The sequence below is a fragment of the Candidatus Zixiibacteriota bacterium genome (assembly GCA_020853795.1).
In the GTDB taxonomy this organism is placed as follows: domain Bacteria; phylum Zixibacteria; class MSB-5A5; order CAIYYT01; family CAIYYT01; genus JADJGC01.
Genome location: JADYYF010000132.1, coordinates 1 through 20,115, shown reverse-complemented (window position 1 = coordinate 20,115; position 20,115 = coordinate 1). Strand labels below are relative to the sequence as shown.

At 59.8% G+C, this 20,115-nt stretch carries 18 protein-coding genes, 1 tRNA gene and 1 pseudogene; 5 read left to right on the top strand and 15 right to left on the bottom strand.

Translation table 11 applies throughout. The annotated features are described in order from the left end of the window. Window positions 1–117: 117 nt before the first annotated feature. The 6 genes from IT585_10395 to IT585_10370 form a co-directional block, all read right to left on the bottom strand. Window positions 118–828 (bottom strand): ABC transporter permease, encoded by a 711-nt coding sequence (locus IT585_10395; GenBank protein ID MCC6963647.1) that lies wholly within the window; start codon window positions 826–828, stop codon window positions 118–120. Beyond that, complete coding sequence (locus IT585_10390) at window positions 821–1,759, bottom strand: ATP-binding cassette domain-containing protein (protein MCC6963646.1); 939 nt, start codon at window positions 1,757–1,759, stop codon at window positions 821–823. Before IT585_10390 ends, IT585_10395 begins: the two co-directional genes overlap by 8 nt. Before the next feature lie 165 nt (window positions 1,760–1,924). Next, window positions 1,925–2,860 (bottom strand): GNAT family N-acetyltransferase, encoded by a 936-nt coding sequence (locus IT585_10385; GenBank protein MCC6963645.1) that lies wholly within the window; start codon window positions 2,858–2,860, stop codon window positions 1,925–1,927. Window positions 2,861–2,952: 92 nt separating this feature from the next. Then, a tRNA-Tyr gene (locus tag IT585_10380) sits at window positions 2,953–3,034 on the bottom strand. 75 nt (window positions 3,035–3,109) lie between these two features. After that, window positions 3,110–3,577 (bottom strand): hypothetical protein, encoded by a 468-nt coding sequence (locus IT585_10375; protein ID MCC6963644.1) that lies wholly within the window; start codon window positions 3,575–3,577, stop codon window positions 3,110–3,112. Between the two features lie 15 nt (window positions 3,578–3,592). Further along, on the bottom strand, window positions 3,593–4,630 hold the full coding sequence (locus IT585_10370) for an aldo/keto reductase (GenBank protein ID MCC6963643.1): 1,038 nt from the start codon (window positions 4,628–4,630) through the stop codon (window positions 3,593–3,595). A 175-nt stretch (window positions 4,631–4,805) separates the two neighbouring features. Between IT585_10370 and IT585_10365 the strand changes: the two genes are divergently transcribed. The 5 genes from IT585_10365 to IT585_10345 all read left to right on the top strand — a co-directional run bounded on the left by IT585_10365 (window position 4,806) and on the right by IT585_10345 (window position 11,563). Next, window positions 4,806–5,684 carry an ABC transporter ATP-binding protein gene (locus IT585_10365; protein MCC6963642.1) on the top strand — a complete coding sequence of 293 codons (879 nt, stop codon included), beginning with the start codon at window positions 4,806–4,808 and terminating at the stop codon, window positions 5,682–5,684. Beyond that, a complete protein-coding gene (locus IT585_10360; GenBank protein ID MCC6963641.1) occupies window positions 5,684–7,300 on the top strand; it encodes a hypothetical protein in 1,617 nt (538 codons plus the stop codon). Before IT585_10365 ends, IT585_10360 begins: the two co-directional genes overlap by 1 nt. Window positions 7,301–7,466: 166 nt before the next feature. Further along, window positions 7,467–9,071: an alkaline phosphatase family protein gene (locus IT585_10355; protein ID MCC6963640.1), complete on the top strand. Its 1,605-nt coding sequence runs from the start codon at window positions 7,467–7,469 to the stop codon at window positions 9,069–9,071. Between the two features lie 112 nt (window positions 9,072–9,183). Beyond that, window positions 9,184–10,746, top strand: coding sequence for a sodium-dependent transporter (locus tag IT585_10350; protein ID MCC6963639.1), 1,563 nt, complete (start codon window positions 9,184–9,186; stop codon window positions 10,744–10,746). A gap of 382 nt (window positions 10,747–11,128) precedes the next feature. After that, complete coding sequence (locus IT585_10345) at window positions 11,129–11,563, top strand: hemerythrin family protein (GenBank protein MCC6963638.1); 435 nt, start codon at window positions 11,129–11,131, stop codon at window positions 11,561–11,563. Window positions 11,564–11,569: 6 nt separating this feature from the next. On the opposite strand, the gene IT585_10340 is transcribed toward IT585_10345, so the two are convergent. The 9 genes and pseudogenes from IT585_10340 to IT585_10300 form a co-directional block, all read right to left on the bottom strand. Further along, window positions 11,570–12,298: a sulfite exporter TauE/SafE family protein gene (locus tag IT585_10340; protein MCC6963637.1), complete on the bottom strand. Its 729-nt coding sequence runs from the start codon at window positions 12,296–12,298 to the stop codon at window positions 11,570–11,572. Further along, the gene (locus tag IT585_10335) at window positions 12,295–12,765 is read right to left on the bottom strand and encodes a FixH family protein (protein MCC6963636.1); all 471 of its coding nucleotides are present in this window, start codon (window positions 12,763–12,765) and stop codon (window positions 12,295–12,297) included. Before IT585_10335 ends, IT585_10340 begins: the two co-directional genes overlap by 4 nt. Beyond that, window positions 12,752–14,194: a cytochrome c oxidase accessory protein CcoG gene (gene ccoG / locus IT585_10330; GenBank protein MCC6963635.1), complete on the bottom strand. Its 1,443-nt coding sequence runs from the start codon at window positions 14,192–14,194 to the stop codon at window positions 12,752–12,754. Before ccoG ends, IT585_10335 begins: the two co-directional genes overlap by 14 nt. A gap of 33 nt (window positions 14,195–14,227) precedes the next feature. Continuing rightward, on the bottom strand, window positions 14,228–14,689 hold the full coding sequence (locus IT585_10325; protein MCC6963634.1) for a c-type cytochrome: 462 nt from the start codon (window positions 14,687–14,689) through the stop codon (window positions 14,228–14,230). A 66-nt stretch (window positions 14,690–14,755) separates the two neighbouring features. Continuing rightward, window positions 14,756–14,896, bottom strand: a pseudogene (locus IT585_10320) (cytochrome C oxidase subunit III). Beyond that, window positions 14,889–15,086, bottom strand: coding sequence for a CcoQ/FixQ family Cbb3-type cytochrome c oxidase assembly chaperone (locus IT585_10315; GenBank protein ID MCC6963633.1), 198 nt, complete (start codon window positions 15,084–15,086; stop codon window positions 14,889–14,891). Before IT585_10315 ends, IT585_10320 begins: the two are co-directional and overlap by 8 nt. Next, entirely contained in the window at window positions 15,083–17,218 is a 2,136-nt protein-coding gene (ccoN, locus tag IT585_10310; GenBank protein MCC6963632.1) for a cytochrome-c oxidase, cbb3-type subunit I, read from the bottom strand. Before ccoN ends, IT585_10315 begins: the two co-directional genes overlap by 4 nt. Before the next feature lie 3 nt (window positions 17,219–17,221). Then, window positions 17,222–17,407, bottom strand: a complete 186-nt coding sequence (gene ccoS, locus IT585_10305; protein MCC6963631.1) for a cbb3-type cytochrome oxidase assembly protein CcoS — start codon at window positions 17,405–17,407, stop codon at window positions 17,222–17,224. Further along, a complete protein-coding gene (locus IT585_10300) occupies window positions 17,407–19,755 on the bottom strand; it encodes a heavy metal translocating P-type ATPase metal-binding domain-containing protein (GenBank protein ID MCC6963630.1) in 2,349 nt (782 codons plus the stop codon). The genes ccoS and IT585_10300 overlap by 1 nt, the downstream gene beginning before the upstream one ends. Between the last annotated feature and the right edge of the window lie 360 nt (window positions 19,756–20,115).

Sequence of the window (20,115 nt, the reverse complement as noted above, 5' to 3'; positions counted from 1 at the left end):
TCGGTCAGATCGATACGGCCAAAGAGGTTGACCGAGATCAAGTTGAGCACGATGAGGATGACAACGATCAGAGCGATCGCCGAGAATCCGGTCAGGGCCAATTTCTTCTTCATTGTCCTACCTCCACTTCCGGGATTCAGTGGTTTTGACCGCCAGATAGATGAAGAGGAAGATCATCGATCCGTAGTAGATCAGGTCACGGGTGTCGATCACGCCGCGCGAGATATTGCGGAAGTGATAATCGATCGAAAGGAACTCAAAGGCGGACGCCAGCGCCGCCGGCAGAAACGGCAGCACCTTGTCGAGCATGAAGAGGGCGAAGATGATGACGAAACCGACGATGAAGGCGACGATCTGATTCTGCGTCAACGACGAGGTGAAGACACCGATGGAGATGTAAACCGCGCTCATCAAGAGCAGGCCGAGGTAGCCGCCGAAGGAAGCGCCGAAGTCAGCATTGCCGAGCGAGGCAACGGTGAGATAGGCCACGAACGTGAGCAGGATCGAAAGCGCCGTGAGGGCAAAGGCCGCGAGGAATTTGCCGAGGACGATTTCCGAATCCTTGACCGGCATGGTGACCAGAATCTCGATCGTGCCGGAGCGGCGTTCCTCGGCAAGCAACCGCATGGTCACCGCCGGGATGAAGAACATCAGCACGAAGGAGGAGATGTTGAAGAGGCTGCGCAGGTCGGCGGAGTTGATCAGGAACAGCGTGCTGGAAAAGAAGTAGCCGGAGATCAACAGGAACAGCGTGATCACGATATAAGCGACCGGCGAGTTGAAATAGGAGCGCATCTCGCGGCGAAAGATCGTTAAGACATTATTCATGGGCGCCTCCCTTGGTCAGTTCGCGGAAGACGTCTTCGAGGCTGGAGACATCCTGCGCCATTTCGAGCAAAGTCCAGTTGTTGGCGACCACCTTGTGGAAGATGTCTGCGCGGGGATCACTTCCCGGCCGGCAGACGACTTCGCATTTGGCGGTGCCGTTATGCGCGTCGATCTTGACGGCTTCCACACCGTCGATTTCGAGCAACTGCGGGCGGATGACATCGGGCGACTGATCGATTTCCAGCCGCAACGTCTTCTTGCCTGCCAGCGAACGTTGCAGTTCGTCGGGAGCGCCGTTGGCAACGATCCTGCCCTTGTTGATGATCATCACGTGATCGCAGGTGGCTTCCACCTCCGGCAGGATGTGGGTGCAGAGGATGACAGTCTTCTGCCGGCCGAGGGTTTTGATCAGGTTGCGAATTTCGACGATCTGGTTGGGGTCGAGACCGACGGTGGGCTCGTCAAGGACGAGGATTTCCGGATCATGGATCATCGCCTGGGCCAAGCCGACGCGCTGGCGGAAGCCCTTGGACAGCTCGCCGATGTTGCGCGCGATGACTTCGCCGAGGCCGCACATCTCGACCACCTGTTTGATGCGACGATTGCGGCCGTTGCCGCTGTTGCCGCGCAGGGACAGGACGAATTCGAGATACTCGATGACGGCCATTTCCGGATACAGCGGCGCGGATTCGGGCAGATAGCCGATCTTGCGGCGCACCTCCATCGACTGCTCGACGACATCGAGCCCGTCGATCGTGATGCGGCCCGAGGTGGGCGGCATGTAGCATGTGATAATGCGCACCGACGTCGTTTTGCCCGCACCGTTCGGTCCGAGGAACCCGAGGACCTGGCCGGTCGGGACGGAGAACGAGATATCGTCGACGGCGACGACGTCGGCATACTTTTTGGTCAGGTTCTTGACTTCAATCACCTTCAACCCTCTCCCGGTTTTCAAAATTTCTCAACGTGGGAATTGATGCCGGCCGTTATCGACGGCGAGCAGACTCCGTCACGTCACGGTGAATGGATAATCTACAAATCTTGCGGCGTCAGAGTTCCCGCTTCTCCCTCAATATCGACCAAAGGGTCAAGACACTCAGAAGAACTCGCAACGGCTGATCGCGAATGAGGCATCGTACACCTCATTAAAAGCGGCACCCGCGAGCGGTTTGGCCATCACGACGTTGTAAGCGCCGCGATCGCAGGTGTACCGCGACTGAACCAGGACATCGGCCGCCGCCGGGTCGAAGACGAAGGTCAGGTAGACGCCTTCCCGCGTGCGGGCCTCCAGCGACTTGATCAGTTCACGATAGGTTTTCTTATTCTCGGCGACGATTTCGATGACCCGGCTGGAGCCAAACTGACGCGAAGCCAGGACGTGGCCCAGCGGGGTAACTTCGGAGTTGGCCGGTTCGTAGGCGCCCATGCGCTCGAGGTACGGCAGCCGGTATTGGGAGCGATAGACGAAGCCACAGCGGTTGCGCATGGCGCGGGCGAAGTTAGCGACCACCTGCCGCTGTTCCGGCGGAGCGAGTTTGGACTTCGACTTAAGTCGCGGCACCTCGGATTTTCGCGGCAAGATGCGGTAGAGGTGCGCGTAACCGTCGACGAGGGACAAATCCCGGTAGCCGACCGACTCATACCAGGCGTGGGCGACGATCGAGCGCGAGGTGGTCAGGAAGCTGAAGCGATGGCCGCGGCCGCGCAGATAGTCCTCGGCGGCGGCGAGCAACTTGCGGCCGACGCCCTGCCGCTGGCAGGAGGGCCGAGTCGTGACGGCCCAGATGCCGCCGACCAATTCGACCTGGCCGTGCCGATCGCGAGTCGGGATTTCCATGACGCCGACGAAGCCGACGAGTTGGCCATCAAGCAAGCCGCAGAAGCCGAGCGGCGTTCCCTGCAACCAGTCTTCATCTGCCGCCCAGTCTGCGACCCAGCGCGGCGAGGCGAGAAAGCCGAACGATTGTGCCCAGAGGTGGAACAGGTCGGACTTGTCAGGCAGGTCGCGGTAAGTGACAATCGTCAATTCCATGAGACAGATCTCCGAATTGTAAGAGTCGGGAAAGCAAGAGCCAAGATGGTGCGGATGTCCTTGGAAGCAATGAATTCTGGCCGGGAATTAAGTGGAGGGGGGAGGATTCGAACCTCCGAAGGCAGCGCCGACAGATTTACAGTCTGTTCCATTTGACCACTCTGGAACCCCTCCAAAAGTAGTCGCTGAATATATGCGTTTTCGCCGACGGTGCAACAGATTTTTGCGGTGACGGCGATGGGATTACCGCTAATCGCCGGTGCGCTTGATTTCAAGTTGGACACGGCGCGCGGCCGGAACGGCGATTTCGAAGTAAACAGTATCGCCCCAAGCAACAGTGTCGGCATCCAGATCGACGGAGAAAAATTCCGGTGGATCTTTGTAGGCTTTCGAGACGCCGGAGGTGGCGGTGTCGCAACATTCATGAGCCGGAATGCGCTGAGCGTCGTTGCGGATGCGGAAGTCCCAAGAGTTGTCATAGGAGCCGGCCACCATACGGATTTGGTACTTCCCCGTGGCAGCGCGAGCGTCGTTGATCATTTGATCCCAGCAGAAGCAGTAATAGCCGACCTCAAGCTGCAGATCGACGAAATTGGGATCGATCGGGGTGCGCGGGACAAAGCCGTTGTCGTCGTCGCTGCAGGAAACCAGCAGCGCTGCCAACGTTGTCACGGCAAGCACAAGTATAGTGACCAAAATCCGACAGAACGTGTTCATGTAGTCCTCCCTGCCCTAATGCCGGTGGTTGTGTATCAGGTGGCTCAGATCGCCCGCGATCAGATTGCTGATCGGCGGCTGTTTGAGGAAGTCGTGCGGGAAGCCGAGTTCGATTTCGGAGACTTCGTCCAGGCGCATCATCTGATCGGCGTTGAGTTCGAAGTCAAGAGCATCGAGGCTCTCTTTGAGTTGTGTGGCGGTGCGAGCACCGATGATGGGAATTACGACTTGATCGCGCTGGCGCGCCCAATTGAGGGCGATCTGCACCGAGGGGCGGCCGACCTCATCGGCAACCTTGTCGACCACAGCGGCAATGCGCATCGCGCGCTCGTTGCGGCGAGAGGAATCGGGCTTAACGCGGCCGGTAATGCCGGGTTCGTTGTTCTTGCGGCTGTATTTGCCCGACAAGGCGCCGCCACCGAGGACGCCCCAGGGGGTGACGGCCAGATCCAAAGCCTTGGCCATCGGCAGCAGATCGCGTTCGGGAGCGCGCTGCAGCAGGCTGTATTCGATTTGCAGGGCAACAAAGGGGGTCCAACCGCGCAAGTCGGCGATCGTGTTGGCGATTGAGACAATCCAGGCCGGGGTGTCGGAGATGCCGATGTAAAGAACTTTGCCGGCGCGAACGACGTCATCGAGCGAGCGCATGACTTCATCGATCGGCGTCATGAAATCCCAGGCGTGCAGCCAGTAGAGGTCGATGTACTCGAGGCCGAGGCGCTTGAGGCTGTTGTCGAGCGACTGGATCATGTTCTTGCGGCTGTTGCCGGAAAAGGAGACATCGCCCTTGCGCATGCTGAGGGTGTATTTGGTGGCAACGACGTATTTCTCGCGATCGGGTCGCACGAATTCGCCGACGAAGCGCTCGCTGGTGCCCTCGGTGTAGCGGTTGGCGGTATCGATGAAGTTGCCACCGCGTTCAACGAAGAGCTCGAACTGTTTGCGGCTCTCTTCTTTAGAAGCGCCCCAGCCCCATTCCTCGCCAAAGGTCATTGTTCCCAGACTGATTTCGGAGACGCGGAGGCCGCTGCGTCCCAGCAGATGGTATTTCATATAATGTCCCTCAGGCCCGCGATCGGGCGGACCGGCAATACATTTATATCAAGAGAGATTTAGCAGTCCGTTGCGGCGGGGGTCAAGATAATTCGTGCAGTTCGGGAAAGAACTCATATCGTGAAACTCCCCACGGCCAATCACTATCCTATGGAGAGCAGCGGATGGGAGGATCATGAACCTGAGCGTAGAGAATGTCAGCAAGCAGTATCGGGGCGGTGTCTGGGGCTTGCGCGACTTCACGATCGAGCTGGAGTCGGGCGTGCTGGGGCTGGTAGGGCCGAACGGCGCGGGTAAATCAACGCTGATGCGCATCCTGGCGACGATTTCGCGACCGACGAGCGGCACGGCGAAGTGGAACGGGAAGGATATCGCCGCCGACCCGGAAGTGATTCGGCGCGAGTTGGGCTATTTGCCGCAAGATTTTGGCGTGTACCCGAATCTGAGCGCCGTAGAGTTTCTGTCTTACGTTGCCACGCTGAAAGGCATAACGGCGACGGCCACGCGCCGGCGCATTGATGAGCTTTTGACGCTGCTGAACCTGACGGCGGCGGCCAAGCGACCGCTGGGCGGGTTCTCGGGCGGCATGAAGCAGCGCGTCGGCATTGCGCAGGCGCTGCTGAATGATCCCAGGTTGTTGATCGTAGACGAGCCGACGGTCGGACTCGACCCGGAGGAACGGGTGCGCTTTCGGAATTTACTGGCCGATCTGGCGGGCGAGCGGGTTGTGTTGTTATCGACGCACATCGTGTCGGATGTGGAATCGACGGCGAGTGCGATCGCGATCATCGCGCAGGGGCGGCTGCTGGTGCACACGACGCCGGAGCGGCTGTTGGATTCGGTGCGGGACAAGGTGTGGGAGACGCCGGTTAGCGCGGAGCAACTTTCGGCGTACCGTCAGCGCTTCGTGCTCAGCGGCGTGCAACGACGGGACGGGCGGCTCACGGCGCGACTGGTGGCGCCGGAAGCACCGGCGGTGGAGGCTGTGCGCGTTGCGGCCTCGCTCGAAGACGCTTACCTATTCACGATTTCGCAGCAGCGGGCGGCAGCGTAATGCGGTTCTCACGCATGTGGGCCACAGCGCTGGCGGATTTTCGCGAGCGTTCGCGGCGCTACTCTTTCTGGATTTTCCTGACGCTCATCGCCTACGCAGCCTACCTCTTCCTGCCGCCGCCGGAAGCCGGGTACTCGTGCCTGAGCATGGACGGCAACCGTGGTGTCTACAATTCCGCCTGGGTGGGGGCGCAAGTAGCAATGCTGACGGTGACGATACTGGCGCTGGCCGGGTTCTACTTCGTGCGCGGAGGCATCGGCCGCGACATCAAATTGCGGGTCGCGGAGGTGTCGGCAGCGACGCCACTGACGAAGTTCGAATACATTGCGGGTAAGGCGCTGAGCAACGCGATGGTGCTGACGGCGATGACGGCGGTGCTGGTGGTCGTGGCGGCGATTCTGCAGTTCGTGCGGGGTGAGTCGGCGCAGTTCGACTTGCCGGCGCTCGTGGCGCCGTTTGTCGTGGTGATTGTGCCGTTGATGATCTTGATCGGGGCGCTGGCGGCGGCGTTTGATGCCGTCGCGCGCTTGCGGGGCGGAATCGGCAATGTGGTGTTCTTTGTGATGTGGGCGGTCGGTTTGCCGTCCGTGGGTCTCGGCGTCAGTCCGGTCTCGCCATTCTTTGATCTGTTCGGCGTGCGTTATATCTGGGCGCAGATGATCGATGCGTGCGCGGCGGCGATCCCGGGTTATGTCCCATGGCAAGGGCCGCACGCGCTCGGATTCAATATCCACCTTGACGGCGCGGCTGGTGTGGCGCCGACGTTTGTTTGGAACGGGCCGACATGGTCGCAAGAGTTTCTGCTGGGGCGACTGGTGCTTCTGGCTTTGGCTGTTGGAGCGGTCGGAATTGGGGCGGCAGCATTTCGACGATTTGACACGGGCGGACCTGGCATTTGGGGACGCCGGGCAAGCGCCGCGGCTGAAAGCGAAGCCGGGACGTCAGCCCCGGTAGTCCCAACACCCGCTCCGGTCGTTCACTTGACTTCGTTGCCGGCGGCAGCGATGCAACCGCGATTGCTCGCACTGGTCGGAGCGGAAGTCCGACTGATGCTGGCGCGGGTGAATATTTGGTGGTATGTCGTCGCAGGCGGGCTGGTGATCGCCGGGCTGCTGCTTCCGGCCGCCGTCACCGAACGTTTCGTGTTGCCGTGCGCCTGGATTTGGCCGCTGTTGCTGTGGTCGCAGTTGGGATGCCGCGAGAAGTTACATGAAACCGAGCAGATGATTTTCTGTACGCCAAACTTCTTCCGGCGGCAATTGGCGGCGCAATGGCTGAGCGGGTTCCTTCTGGCGATCGTGACCAGCATCTTTGTGCCGGTGTCGTTGGTCGCAACCGGAAATGCGCCGGCACTGGCGCAGTGGCTGGTCGGCGCGGCATTCATACCGACGCTCGCGATCGCCTGCGGATCGCTGACCGGCGGGCGCAAGCTGTTCGAGGTCGTCTATACATTATTGTGGTATATCGGTCCGCTGAACAAAGCGCCGCTGCTCGACTTCAGTGGGAGTGCCGTGTATAAGGAAAACGGAGGGTATCTGAGCACCTGGCTGATGATCCTGGCAGCGACGATGCTACTGATGGTGATGGCCAGATGGAAGCAGGTTAAGGCTCAGTAGAAAACAGCCCGAAAAGCGTTTGGTGGAGTACCTTCCGCTCAGCCGCACGAAGTTGAGCAGTTTTTGTTTGGCGAGACCGGGTCAAGATTTGATCTTCTTTTCTACCATGGCCGTTCGCAGTTTAGCACAGAGTTTTGTCATTCGATACCGAGTACTACTCGGGATCTTGTTCTGCCTCGCAGCCGGCAACCTCAACGCGCAACCGGAGCGGCCGCGATTGGCGGTGCTGATCGTCGTTGACCAGATGCGGCCGGATTATCTGACACGCTTTGACAGCCTGTACTCCGGCGGACTGGCGCGGCTGCAGCGCGAGGGTTTTGTCTTCCTGAATGCGCTCCACAACCACGCGAACAGCGAAACCGGCATCGGACACGCAACGCTCGCGACCGGCTGTTATCCCTCGCATCATGGCATCGTCGGCAACGACTGGTACGAGAACGCCGGTACGCTGCGTCGCTATTGTTTCGAGGACTCGGCGGTGTCGATCACCGAGAATCCGAAAAAGGCGGGTCGCTCGCCGGTCAATTTGCGGCGCGGGGCATTGGCCGACTGGCTGCGGCGCGACAATCCATTGCGCAAGTCGTTCGCGATTGCCATCAAAGATCGCGCGGCGATACCGATGGCGGGATTTTCCTCGAATGGGGCTTACTGGTACGACTCCGGGTCGGGGCTTTTTGTAACTTCGGTTTATTATTCACCGATTTATTCGGAGTGGGTGAAAGCGTTTCGACAATCGCGGCCGGCCGACGACTATTGTCTGGGTGAGTGGGATCGGATTCTGCCCGAGGCAGCCTATGCCCGGGTGGGACCAGACAGCGTTGCTGCCGAAGGTGACGGCGTGCACGTGACGTTTCCGCACTTCTTCGTGCCGGGGCCGCACGATGAACCGGACGAGTACTACGACAATATCCTGACCACGCCGTTTGCCGACCACATGACCCTGCGACTGGCGCGGGTACTGATCGCCGGTGATTCACTGGGCGCCGACGACAATGTCGATCTGCTGGCAATCAGCTGTTCGGCGGCGGACTATATCGGGCACGACTATGGCCCGGACAGCCATGAGATCATGGATTACTACCTGCGGTTGGATCGATATCTCGGCGAGTTCTTCGCTTACCTGGATTCCACGATTGGTGGCGGGCGGTATGTTGTGGCGCTGACGTCGGATCATGGCGCGGCGCGATTGCCGGAACTACAGCGGGCCAGCGGGATCGACGCGGGGCGCGTTCCCTCCGACTCGTTCAAGGTCCAGGTGGCGGCGGCGTGCGAACGGGCGGCGCAGGGGCTGGGACTCAAGCAGAAGGTGGTACAGCGGGTGGCGCGCGGCGTGTATCTGAACTACAGCGAGGCGGAGCAACGCGGCATCTCCCGCAAAGTACTGCAGCAGGCGGTTGCGGATTCGCTACGCGGAATCTGGTTTGTAGCCGATGCCTACACCGAGGCGGAGATGACGGCGTCGGGCGGCAGGCTGCGCGCGTATCTCGAGCAATATCGCAACAACTACTTCCCCGGCCGTTCACCGGAAATCGCGGTGCGGTTGCGGGAGAACTACTTCTTGAGCAGCGATCAACAGGGCACGAGCCACGGCAGCTGTTACGGCTATGATTGCATCGTGCCGATGGTTTTTTGGGGCGCCAGTATCAAGGCCGGGCTGAGCAGCGAACAGATCGAAACCGTTGACCTGGCGCCGACGCTGGCGGAGTTGATCGGCCTGGTGCCGCCGGACGATCTCGACGGGCACAGTCGGGCGAGACTGGTCCGCAAGTAGCCGCCCCTCCCTTCCCTGAAAATTAAACTTGAGCTTGAGTGAGCTGCGCATTATCGTTGCGCCAATCAGTACAAACATTCCCGGCTGAAGTTCGCGGCACCAAGGAGGTGTAATGACGAGAGAGCGATGGGGCACCAAGATCGGACTGGTTCTCGCCGTAGCCGGCAACGCCATCGGGCTGGGCAACTTCCTCAGGTTCCCGGTGCAGGCAGCGGAAAACGGCGGCGGCGCGTTCATGATTCCCTACTTCTGCGCGCTGATCTTTCTTGGGATTCCGCTGATGTGGGTGGAATGGGGGATGGGACGGTTTGGCGGCCGGTTCGGTTACGGCAGTACACCGGGGATGTTCCACGCGATGTGGCGGCATCCGGTCTCGAAATACCTCGGCGCGCTGGGACTATTCCTGTCGATCGCGACGCTGATCTTCTATGCGTATATCCAGTCATGGACGCTCGGCTTCAGCTTCTTCTCGCTCACCGGCTCGTATTTGCACGAAAACACGTTCGAGACGATGCGCGGATTCTTGTCGAGTTATCAGGGATTGACGCAAGGTCACTTCACGAGCATTTTGCCGGCGTATATCTTCCTGATCATTACCCTGGGACTAAATCATTACGTGCTTTATAAGGGCATTTCCAAGGGGATTGAGCGGCTGGCGATGTTTGCGATTCCGGCGCTGTTCCTGTTCGGTATCATCTTGTTAATTCGCGTCATCATGGTGGGCACGCCCGATCCGGTGAATCATCCGGACTGGAGCGTCGCTTCGGGATTTGCTTTCATCTGGAATCCCGATTTCTCGCTGTTGTCATCGCCCAAGGTGTGGCTGGCAGCAGCCGGGCAGATCTTCTTCACGCTCTCGCTGGGCTCGGGGCTGATCCAGACCTACGCCAGTTATGTGCGGGAGAACGACGACATTGCATTGGGCGGATTGGCGACGTCGAGCCTGAACGAATTCGCCGAAGTGATTTTGGGCGGTAGTATCGCGATCCCGATCGCGGTGGCCTTCTTCGGCGTGGCGACGACGCAGGAGATCGCGGCGCGCGGATCGTTTGATCTCGGTTTTGTCTCGATGCCGATTATTTTCAGCCAGATACCATTTGGCCAATTCTTCGGCTTCATCTGGTTCCTGCTCCTCTTCTTTGCGGCGATCACATCATCGGTGGCGATGGGGCAGCCGCTGATTGCCTTCTTGAAAGAGGAGTTTAAGTACTCACACAGCCGGGCCACCTGGACGGTGACGCTGATCGTCTTCATCTGCATCCAGATGGTGGTCTTCTTGATGGGGCGCGGCTCGCTCGATGAGATGGACTACTGGGTCGGCACGTTCGGGCTGGCGATGTTTGCCCTGCTGGAGACGATAGTATTCGCGTGGATTTTCGGCATGGAAAAAGGCTGGGATGAGATCACCCGCGGCGCCGAGATTACCGTGCCGCGGATTTTCTACTACTTGATCAAGTATGTCACGCCGATCTATCTCGGCTTTATCTTCCTCAATTGGCTGATTGTTGACGCAATTCCGATTCTCCTGCTGGAGAACGTCAGGCCGGAGGATGTACCAATCCGGTGGGCCACGCGGATCATGATGATTGCCTTGTTCGTGGTTCTGTCACTGATGGTGCGGTACGCTTGGCGACACCGCGAGGACGGCAAACTTCATCCGGAGCGTGGATTATGACGATTACCGCGGGCGGCTGGGTCTTCTTGATTGCAGCTTGGGGCTGTATTCTCGCGCTGTCGGTCTACTGCACGATTAAGGTGCTGACGAGCAAACAAGACAAGCACGAGTAGTAATCGGAGATTCCGTCATTGCGAAAGCAGCGGGGTTGCCTGCTGCTTTTCGTTTTGCGACCGGTTGCTCGTGAGTGGAATGCTGCTCAAGATTCATGCCGGATCGGCCGTGCAATAATCGGCCGGTGGATTTCATCCCTGAACGGCCTGTTTCACCGGGGGTGTCGAATCTCTGCACAAAGCGCGGGCTGAACGTGATGGCGGTCGATATTCCCACTGAAGATCGAGAACTCGTGCAGACAGGGCTGACACGGTATTAAGGAGACAATATGTCGTTTTTAGAGTGGACCGAGGAACTCAGTGTTCAAGTGCCGGAAATGGACCGCCAGCATCAAGACCTGATTGGCGTCATCAACGAACTGCATGATGTGATGTCGGACGGCAAGTCGCTGCGGGAGAAGTCGGCCGCGATCAGCCGGCTGCTGAAGATGGCGGAATGGCATTTCGTCAACGAAGAGGCGATGATGTACCGCATCAGCTATCCGCAACTGCAGGCGCACCGGACGGCGCATCGCCGCTTGATCGCGCGGGTGCTGGAATACAAAAGCGATTTCGACCACCCCGACTCGGCGACCGGGCCGGAATTACTGCTGTTTGTCAAGAACTGGCTGATTGCGCATATTCAGGAGGCCGACCGCGACTACGCGCAGTATGTCGTCCGCTGCCACGTGGACACGCAGAAATTGATGGTTAAGACCCCGTAACGCAGATCATTTCTGCGGGGGCTTACAACAGGATGACTCGACGGTCTGCGTGGCTTGATTCATGTGCAAGTCGGGGCTGAGATACGGGATTCCCAGCGACAGGCCGCGCAGGATGAAAAGCAGGGCCAGGACGCTTGCGAGCACCGGCAAGGCGCGCCTGAGCGATTGTTTCCAGCGGTGGCCGATGACATCGCCGACATAAGCGAAGGCGAGAAGGATCGGCATCGTCCCGATACCGAAGGCGGCCATGTAGGCGGCTCCGCCGAGAATACTGCCGGTGGCGACCGCGCCGGCCAGCGCGAGGTAGACGAATCCGCACGGCAGAAATCCGTTGAGTACCCCGATCAAGAACATTGAGGGCTTGGAGCTGTTACGAAACAGCATCCCCCACACCGAGCTTATCCGCGCAAACAGCTTCTCCAATCCGAACCACGAGATCAGCCGGTGGGAGTAGCGGCGCGGCAGTGCGATGGCGAGAATGATCAAGACGCCGAGCGCGATTGACAGCGCCTGCTGGTAGCCGGCGATGAAGAGCGAGCGGCCAACCAGCCCGAAGATCGCGCCGATGACGGCATAGGTTACCACGCGACCGAGATTGTAGATGATGCGGCCGGTCAGGAAGGAGAAGCGTCCGCGCGGGTCGGCCGGGAGTGCGGCGACGATCGGCCCGCACATGCCGGCGCAGTGCAACGAACCGAGCAGGCCGACCAGAAGGCCGGCGATGGCGGCGGTCATTGGGTTTCCTCCAGTTGCACGATTTCCTCCGAGTAGTATTCCTCCGAGTCAATGCGCCAGGCCACCTTGACGCGCCACAGTCCGCGCGGCAGACGGTTGCAGGAGAGCACCTGGCGGTTGGCGGCGTCAATGGAGATGTCGAAGGTCTTGTCGTAGGCGGCATTGGCGGGGCGGAAGAGAGCGATCTTGCCGCTGACATTGGAGCCGGTGACGGCAGTCGGAAATTGCACGATGACGGCATTCAGCGCCGGGTCGAACCGGATGTCAAGCTCCCGGCCGTGCGCGGCCGTGCGCGCGAGCCGGTCGATTTGCTGCTGGTACTGAATTTCCTGCTCATAGTAGTCGCGCGTGACCAGGTCGCTGCGCTGGAAGCGCGAGGCAATGACCATCGAGACCATCGCCAAAAAGAACACAGTATAGGCGACGGCAATCCCGATGCCCCAGCGGCTCTTCTTAGTGTTCGTCATCGCGGTGCTCCTCCTCGTGGTGTTCGGTCGTGCGCGGGCCGAGGAATTTGGTTTTGACGGTCTCCATCAGTTTATCGCCGGCCCAGACCTCGATCCGGATTTCATCGTGAGACGAATGCAGAGACGTGCGCGGGCGGTCGACAAAGAACGCCTGTTCCGCCAATCCCTGAGCGACCAGGTTGATGTCGCCGGCCACCATCGTGATCGCGCCGTCGGTCTGGTGCAGCTTGAGCTTGACCGGCATGGGCTCGAAGGTCTTGTTGATGACCTTGATCGAGTAAAGGTTGCGGATCAAGCCGCCATCGAGTTCCTGATACATGACGCCGGGGGTGCGCAGGATCGAAGTCTCGACCGCGGTGCGGCCGGTGAGCAGGACCACGAAGACGCAAAGCAGCGCGAGCAGGACTGCGGAGTAGCCGATGATGCGCGGGGTGAGCCGCAGTTTTTCGCCGTCGACGATGCCGCGATAGGACGCGTAGCGAATCAGGCCTTTCTTGAAGCCGACGCGTTCCATGACGTGGTTGCAGGCGTCGATGCAGGCGGTACAGTTGACACACTCCAATTGAGTGCCGTTGCGGATGTCGATGCCGGTCGGACAGACTTCAACGCACTGGTTGCAGGTGATGCAGTCGCCGGCGGAGCGTTCGACCTTGGATTTGGCCGCCATCGGCGCGCGCGGTTCGCCGCGTTTGAAGTCGTAGGAAACCACGATCGAGCGCGGATCGAGCAGTACCGATTGGAGGCGGCCGTACGGGCAGACGATGAAGCAGACTTGCTCGCGGAAGCGCGCAAAGACGCCGTAGGTGATCAGGCTAAACGCCACCACGGCCAGAAATGCGGCCAGATGGGGGCCCGGGCCGTCGGCGACAAGTTGAAGCAGTTTGTCGACGCCAACCAGATAGGCGACGGCCAGGTTGCCGACGAGGAAAGAGACGGCAAGGAAGAGCGTGTGCTTGGAGATCTTCTTGAAAGCCTTGGTACCGCTCCAGGGGGCGCGGTCGAGTGAGCGCTGTTTGCCGGAATTGCCTTCGATCCAGTACTCGATCTTGCGGAAGACCATCTCCATGAACACCGTCTGCGGGCAGGCCCAGCCACACCAGAGGCGGCCGAAGATTACCGTGAAGAGCACGATGAAGACGACGAAGGTGAGGGTCGCCAGCACGAAGAGGTGGAAATCCTGCGGCCAGAAAGCGAGGCCGAAGATGACGAACTTGCGTTCGAAAACGTTGAAGAGCAGGAGCGGCTGGCCGTTGATCTTGATCAGCGGCGCGGCGAAGAGGAAAGCCAGCAACACCGCCGCAACGATCACGCGAGCGCGATGAAACGGACCGCGCGGTTTGGCGGGATAGATGACGACACGCCGGCCCTTCTCGTCGACGGTGGCGATATGGTCGCGAAACGAGTCCTGATCCTGGCGCGCGGTTGACATGCTGCCTGCGATTCTCTCCGGTCGCCGCAACGACTATGGGACGACCTTATCGCCCTGCGGCGCCTTGGCGTTGGGCGGATTGGTGCCGTGCAGAGTCAGCACGTAGCTGGCGACGCGGAGGATTTCATCCTGCTTCAGGAAGCCGCGCCAGGCAATCATGCCCTTGGCCGGTACACCGAATTTGATCGTTTTCAAGACATTGTTGATGCCGGCGCCGTGCAGCCAGTAGTCGTCGGTAAGGTTCGGCCCGATTCCGCCTTCTCCGGCCGCGCCGTGGCAGGCGACGCAGTTCATCCTGAAGATCGTCGCGCCGGCCTGGAGGTCGGCCGGATCGGTGAGGGCGGCATGCTCGGGTTCATCCTCGGGGCGCTCTTCGACAAAGGCTGCTTTCGGGCCGCTCAGCGCGATCGTGTAGGGCGTCTCATCGCCGCCGGGTTTGTACCAGGGCGAATGGAACGGTTTGAAGACGCGCGAGGGCTGGTAGCCGGGATTCATATCGCGAGTGTACTTCGGATTGACCTCCTGCTGGTACTCGTCGTAGCTGAGATAACCGATGCCGATGACGTGGTAGAAGGCGAAGTAGAGCACCGCCCAGGCGATGGTGAAGTAGAACAGATAGAGCCACCACGGGGGCAGGTCGTTGTCGAGTTCGCGGATGCCATCGTAGTCGTGGTCGAGTAGTTCGTCTTTATGCTTAGCCATGGGTTTGCTCTCCCTGAGTGTCTGAAGTCAAGGAATCATCGAGGGGCAGCCGACTGAGGCGGGCCACCTCGTGCTTGCGCAGGCGGAAAGTCCAGATGACGACGCCAACGAAGGCCGCGATAAAGAGCAGCATCGTGACGATCGGATAGACCTCCACGTTGTGAATCGAGCTGAGTACTTCGCTGATCATGGGGCTGCCTGCGCTCCTACTTTGATGTCCGTGCCGAGGCGCTGGAGATAAGCGATCAGGGCGACGATTTCATCATCCCAATTGACGACAATCTTGGATTCCTCCAGCCGCTTGGCGATCGCATTGCCCTGCTGTTGCATATCGGTCAGCGCCTGTTCCTCGTAGCCGGCGGCGTAAGGCACGCCGATCGAGCGCAGGGCGCTGATCTTCGACTTGATATGCGCGGTGTTGACTTTGGCGGTCAGCAGCCACGGATACGGCGGCATAATCGAGCCGGGCGACATCGAGGTCGGATCCTCCATGTGCTGATAGTGCCAGGCGTCGGGATACTTGCCGCCGACGCGGTGCAAGTCGGGGCCGGTGCGTTTGGAGCCCCACAGGAACGGATGGTCATAGACGAATTCGCCGACCTTGGAGTATTCGCCGTAGCGCTCGGTCTCCGAGCGGAACGGCCGCACCATCTGCGAGTGACAGTTGTTGCAGCCTTCGCGGATGTAGATGTCGCGGCCTTCGATTTCCAGCGGGGTGTACGGGTTGACGGCGGCGATGGTCGGGATATTGGATTTGACCAGGAAGGTCGGGATGATCTCGACGAGACCGCCGATCGCCACGGCGACCAGCGAAAGCAGCATGAAGCGCACCGGCTTGGATTCGAGCCAGCGATGACCGTAGCCGTCCTTGAGGTTGAATTTCTCCTCGACGTGCGGCACGAGCGCCGGCGCCTGGGCCGGCTCGTTATCGACGGCCTTGCCGCTGCGCGCGGTCTTGATCAGGTTGTAGCCCATGATAAAGACGCCGATCAGATAGAGCGTGCCGCCGAAGGCGCGGATGGCGTACATCGGCGTGATCTGTGCGACGATTTCGAGGAAGTTCGGATACTGCAACATACCGACATCGTTGAACTGTTTCCAGAGCAGTCCTTCGGTCCAGCCGGCGAAATACATCGGCACGGCGTAGAAGACGATGCCGAGGGTAGAAATCCAGAAGTGCGCATTGGCCAACTTGCGCGAGTGGAGCTGGGTGCTGAACAGGCGCGGAATCAGCCAATAGAGGACGCCGAAGGTCAGCAGTCCGTTCCAGCCGAGCGCGCCGACGTGAACGTGCGCGATCGTCCAACTGGTGTAGTGCGAGATAGCGTTGACGCTCTTGATCGAGAGCATCGGCCCTTCGAAGGTAGCCATGCCATAAGCGGTGACCGCCACGACCATAAACTTGAGGGTGGGATCTTCGCGGACTTTGTCCCAGGCGCCGCGCAAGGTGAGCAGGCCGTTGATCATGCCGCCCCAGGAAGGCGCAATCAGCATGATCGAGAACACGGTACCGAGCGACTGGGCCCAGTCGGGGAGCGCCGTGTAAAGCAGGTGGTGCGGTCCGGCCCAGATATATATGAAGATCAGCGCCCAGAAGTGGATAATTGAGAGCCGGTACGAAAACACCGGCCGGCCCGACATCTTGGGGATAAAGTAATACATCAGGCCGAGGTACGGCGTGGTCAGGAAGAAGGCGACGGCATTATGGCCATACCACCATTGGACGAGAGCGTCCTGCACACCGGCGTAGACGGGATAACTCTTGAACAGGCTGACCGGGATTTCGATCGAGTTGACGATGTGCAACAGCGCCACGGTGACCACGGTGGCGATGTAGAACCAGATCGCGACGTACATGTGCCGTTCACGCCGCCGGATGATGGTGCCGAACATGTTGATGGCGAAGATGACCCAGACGACGGCGATCAGGATATCGATCGGCCACTCGAGTTCTGCATATTCCTTGCTGGTGGTGAGCCCGAGCGGGAGCGTAATCGCCGCGAGCAGGATGATCAACTGCCAGCCCCAGAAGTGCAGATAACTGAGCGTATCCGAGAACATCCGCGCCTTGCAGAGCCGCTGCAGCGAGTAATAGACGCCCATAAAGATGCCGTTGCCGACGAAGGCGAAGATAACGGCGTTGGTGTGCAGCGGCCGCAGGCGGCCAAAGGTCAGCCAGGGCAGGCCATGGTTGGCTGCCGGCAAGAAAATCTGGAAGGCGGCGATGACGCCGACCAGCATCCCGACCGCGCCCCAGACGATCGTAGCGTACGTAAAGTATCTGACAATCTTGTTGTCATAACTGAACGTCTCAGGTTGCATGCCTCAGTTCTCCCTCTCGGTATCAGAATTCAGATTTTGCGATGGTAGCGGCGGATCATCGTGAATCATGCGCACGCTCGGCGTATAGGTATCCTCGTACTGCCCGTGGCGCACCGCCCAGATGAACATAATCAGAAAGCCGACGGCAGCCAGCAGGCTGAAGCCGATCAGCAGGAACAACGCCGACATCAGAGCAACCTCCGTCGGTACGCCGCCCAGCGCGTGCCGAGCACGGCAAAGGCGACCACCGAGAGCGAGCTGATCGGCATCAGGATCGCCGCGATTAAGGGCGACAGACTTCCGGTGATGGCGAAATACAGACCGACGCCATTGTAAAGTAGCGACAGCGCAAAGGCAGCTTTGATCGTCCGCATGGCATCGCGACTCAGGTGCAGAAACGCCGGCAAGTGCGGCAAGGCATCGGCAGACATCATCGCATCGCAGGCGGGCGCAAACGAGGCGACGCCGTCGGTGACCGCGATGCCGACATCGGCGGCGGCCAGCGCGCCGGAGTCGTTGAGTCCGTCGCCGACCATCAGGACTTGCTGACCCGATTGTCGCAAATCGGCGATGAAGTTGAGTTTGTCGTGGGGCGACTGCTGGAAGCGCATGCGCTCGCGCCCGGCAAACAGCGGCAGGAAGTCGTCCGCCTGAGCCGGATTATCGCCCGACAAGAGCCAGAGTTCGTAGTCGTGCCGCAGGTGCGGAACCACGGTCGCAGCGGCTTGACGAAACGACGGCAGCAAAGCAAAATGACCGGCGACTTCCCCGTTGATCTCAAGGTAGGCACGAGCACCGGTATGGGTGTCGGGCACGTTGAGATTCAGCCAGCTTGCCGCTCCGAGCCGAAGGATTGTTTCCCCACTTTGCGCGATCGCGCCCTTGCCGGGGATTTCTTCAAAACTCGTGAGTTCGGCGGCGGCTCCCGGTTCGAGAGAATTGCGAATGGCGCGGGCGAGCGGATGCGTCGATTGACGCAGCAGCGCGCGCAGCGCCGCCAGTTCGGTTTCGGTCAGATCGCGTCCGTGGAAATTGACCATGGCGAGTTCCGACTCGGTCAGGGTGCCGGTCTTATCGAAGACGACGGTGCTGAGGGCGGCCATCTTTTCGATCACATTCTGATCTCGCAGAAAGAACTTGCCGCGACCAAAAATGGTCATTGTCGTCCCGAGAGTAAACGGCAGCGCGAGTGCCAGCGCACAGGGACAAGCCACAATGAGCACCGCGACGGCGTTGGTGACGGCGGAATCGATGCCGCTGGAAAGCCAGAACGCAAAGGTCGCGAGCGCCAACGCCACGACGGTGATCGTGAAATAGCGGCCGACGACGAGCGAGATACGCGAGGCGGCGCTTTCCTGACGGCGGGCGAAGCGGTCGGAGTTCCAGAGGCTGACCAGATAGCTTTGCGAGACCTCTTTGACGACGTCCATCAGGGCCGCCGCTCCGACGATCCGTCCGCCGGCAAAGAGGGTTTCGCCGGACCGGCGCACTACCGGCGTTGATTCGCCAGTGACGAAGCTGTAGTCCACCGTTGCGGCTTCGCCGATCAGGACAGCGTCAGCAACGATCAGTTCGCCGTTGCGCACGAGGATGCGATCGCCGATTTCGAGGCGCTGCACGCCGACCTGCTGTTCGCGGCCGTCGCAGATGCGAGTGATGCAGAGCGGAAAGTAGGAGCGATAGTCGCGGTCGAAGCTGAGCGCCTGGTAAGTCTTGGCCTGGACGACGCGTCCGATCAGTAGAAAGAACACCAGCCCCGACATCGAATCGAGATAGCCGGTGCCAACGGCGCTGATGATTTCGTAGGCGCTGCGGAGGAAGAGCGCAAGGATGCCGATCGAGATCGGGACATCGAGATTGATCTGGCGCTGGCGCAGTCCGGTGAGCGCGTTGCGGAAGAAATCGCCGGCGGAGTAAAACAGTACCGGCAGGCTGAGCAGGAGGCTCAGATAACCGAAGTAGGCGGCGAATTCGCGCGGCAGGTTGCCGACGGTGGCCAGATAGTCGGGGAAACTAAAAAGCATGATGTTGGCGAAGCCGAAACCGGCGACACCGGTCATCAGGATCACGCGGCGGTTGTCGCGGAAGAAAGAGTGTTTCTCCAGATCGCCGAGGGTGATTCTGGGCGAATAGCCGAGAGCGGCGAGCAGTTCCACGACGCGGCGCAGAGACAAGTCCGGTTCGCGGAAGGTTAGGGACAACTGCCGTTTGGGGAAACTGACGCGCGATGCAATGATCGCGCCGTTGAGCCGTGAGAGATTTTCCAGCAGCCAGATGCAGGCGGAACAATACATCTGCGGGACGTGGAGGGTTACGCGACTGAGCGTACCGTCGGTAAAATCGAGCAAACGGCGGCTGACGGCTGGGTCATCGAGATATTCGAAGCCGGCTGCGAGATTCTGCCCCTTCAAAGACACGCCACCGCCGCCGGCAATGGCGTAGTAACCGGCCAAATTGTTGTCGTGCAGGAGCCGGTAGACGGTCAGGCAACCATTGCAGCAGAAACTTAGTTCCCCATCGTGAACTTCGCAGCCCACGCACGACTCGCCACAATGGGCACAGGTCGGCATCGCAGCTGCGGCAATCGCCCCGGAGCGATCCGAGTCTTTCTGAATCCTTGTGAAATCTTGCACAATCGCCTTTCCGACCTAAGGCGCTAATCATAACGAACACAACATCTTTGTCAAGTCAAATTGTAAGATAAAATCGGTTTATTGGACTATCATAGTCCAATATCAGATCACTGCAATTGCGGGCGGACACAGGCTTTCAAGAGACCGACGAGCAAATGACGTCAATAATGAAAGATGGCGGAGGTGAACAAACCTGTGGTTCAATATGCCGGAGGGGGGAATCGAACCCCCACGGGGTTTAGGCCCCGCCGGATTTTGAGTCCG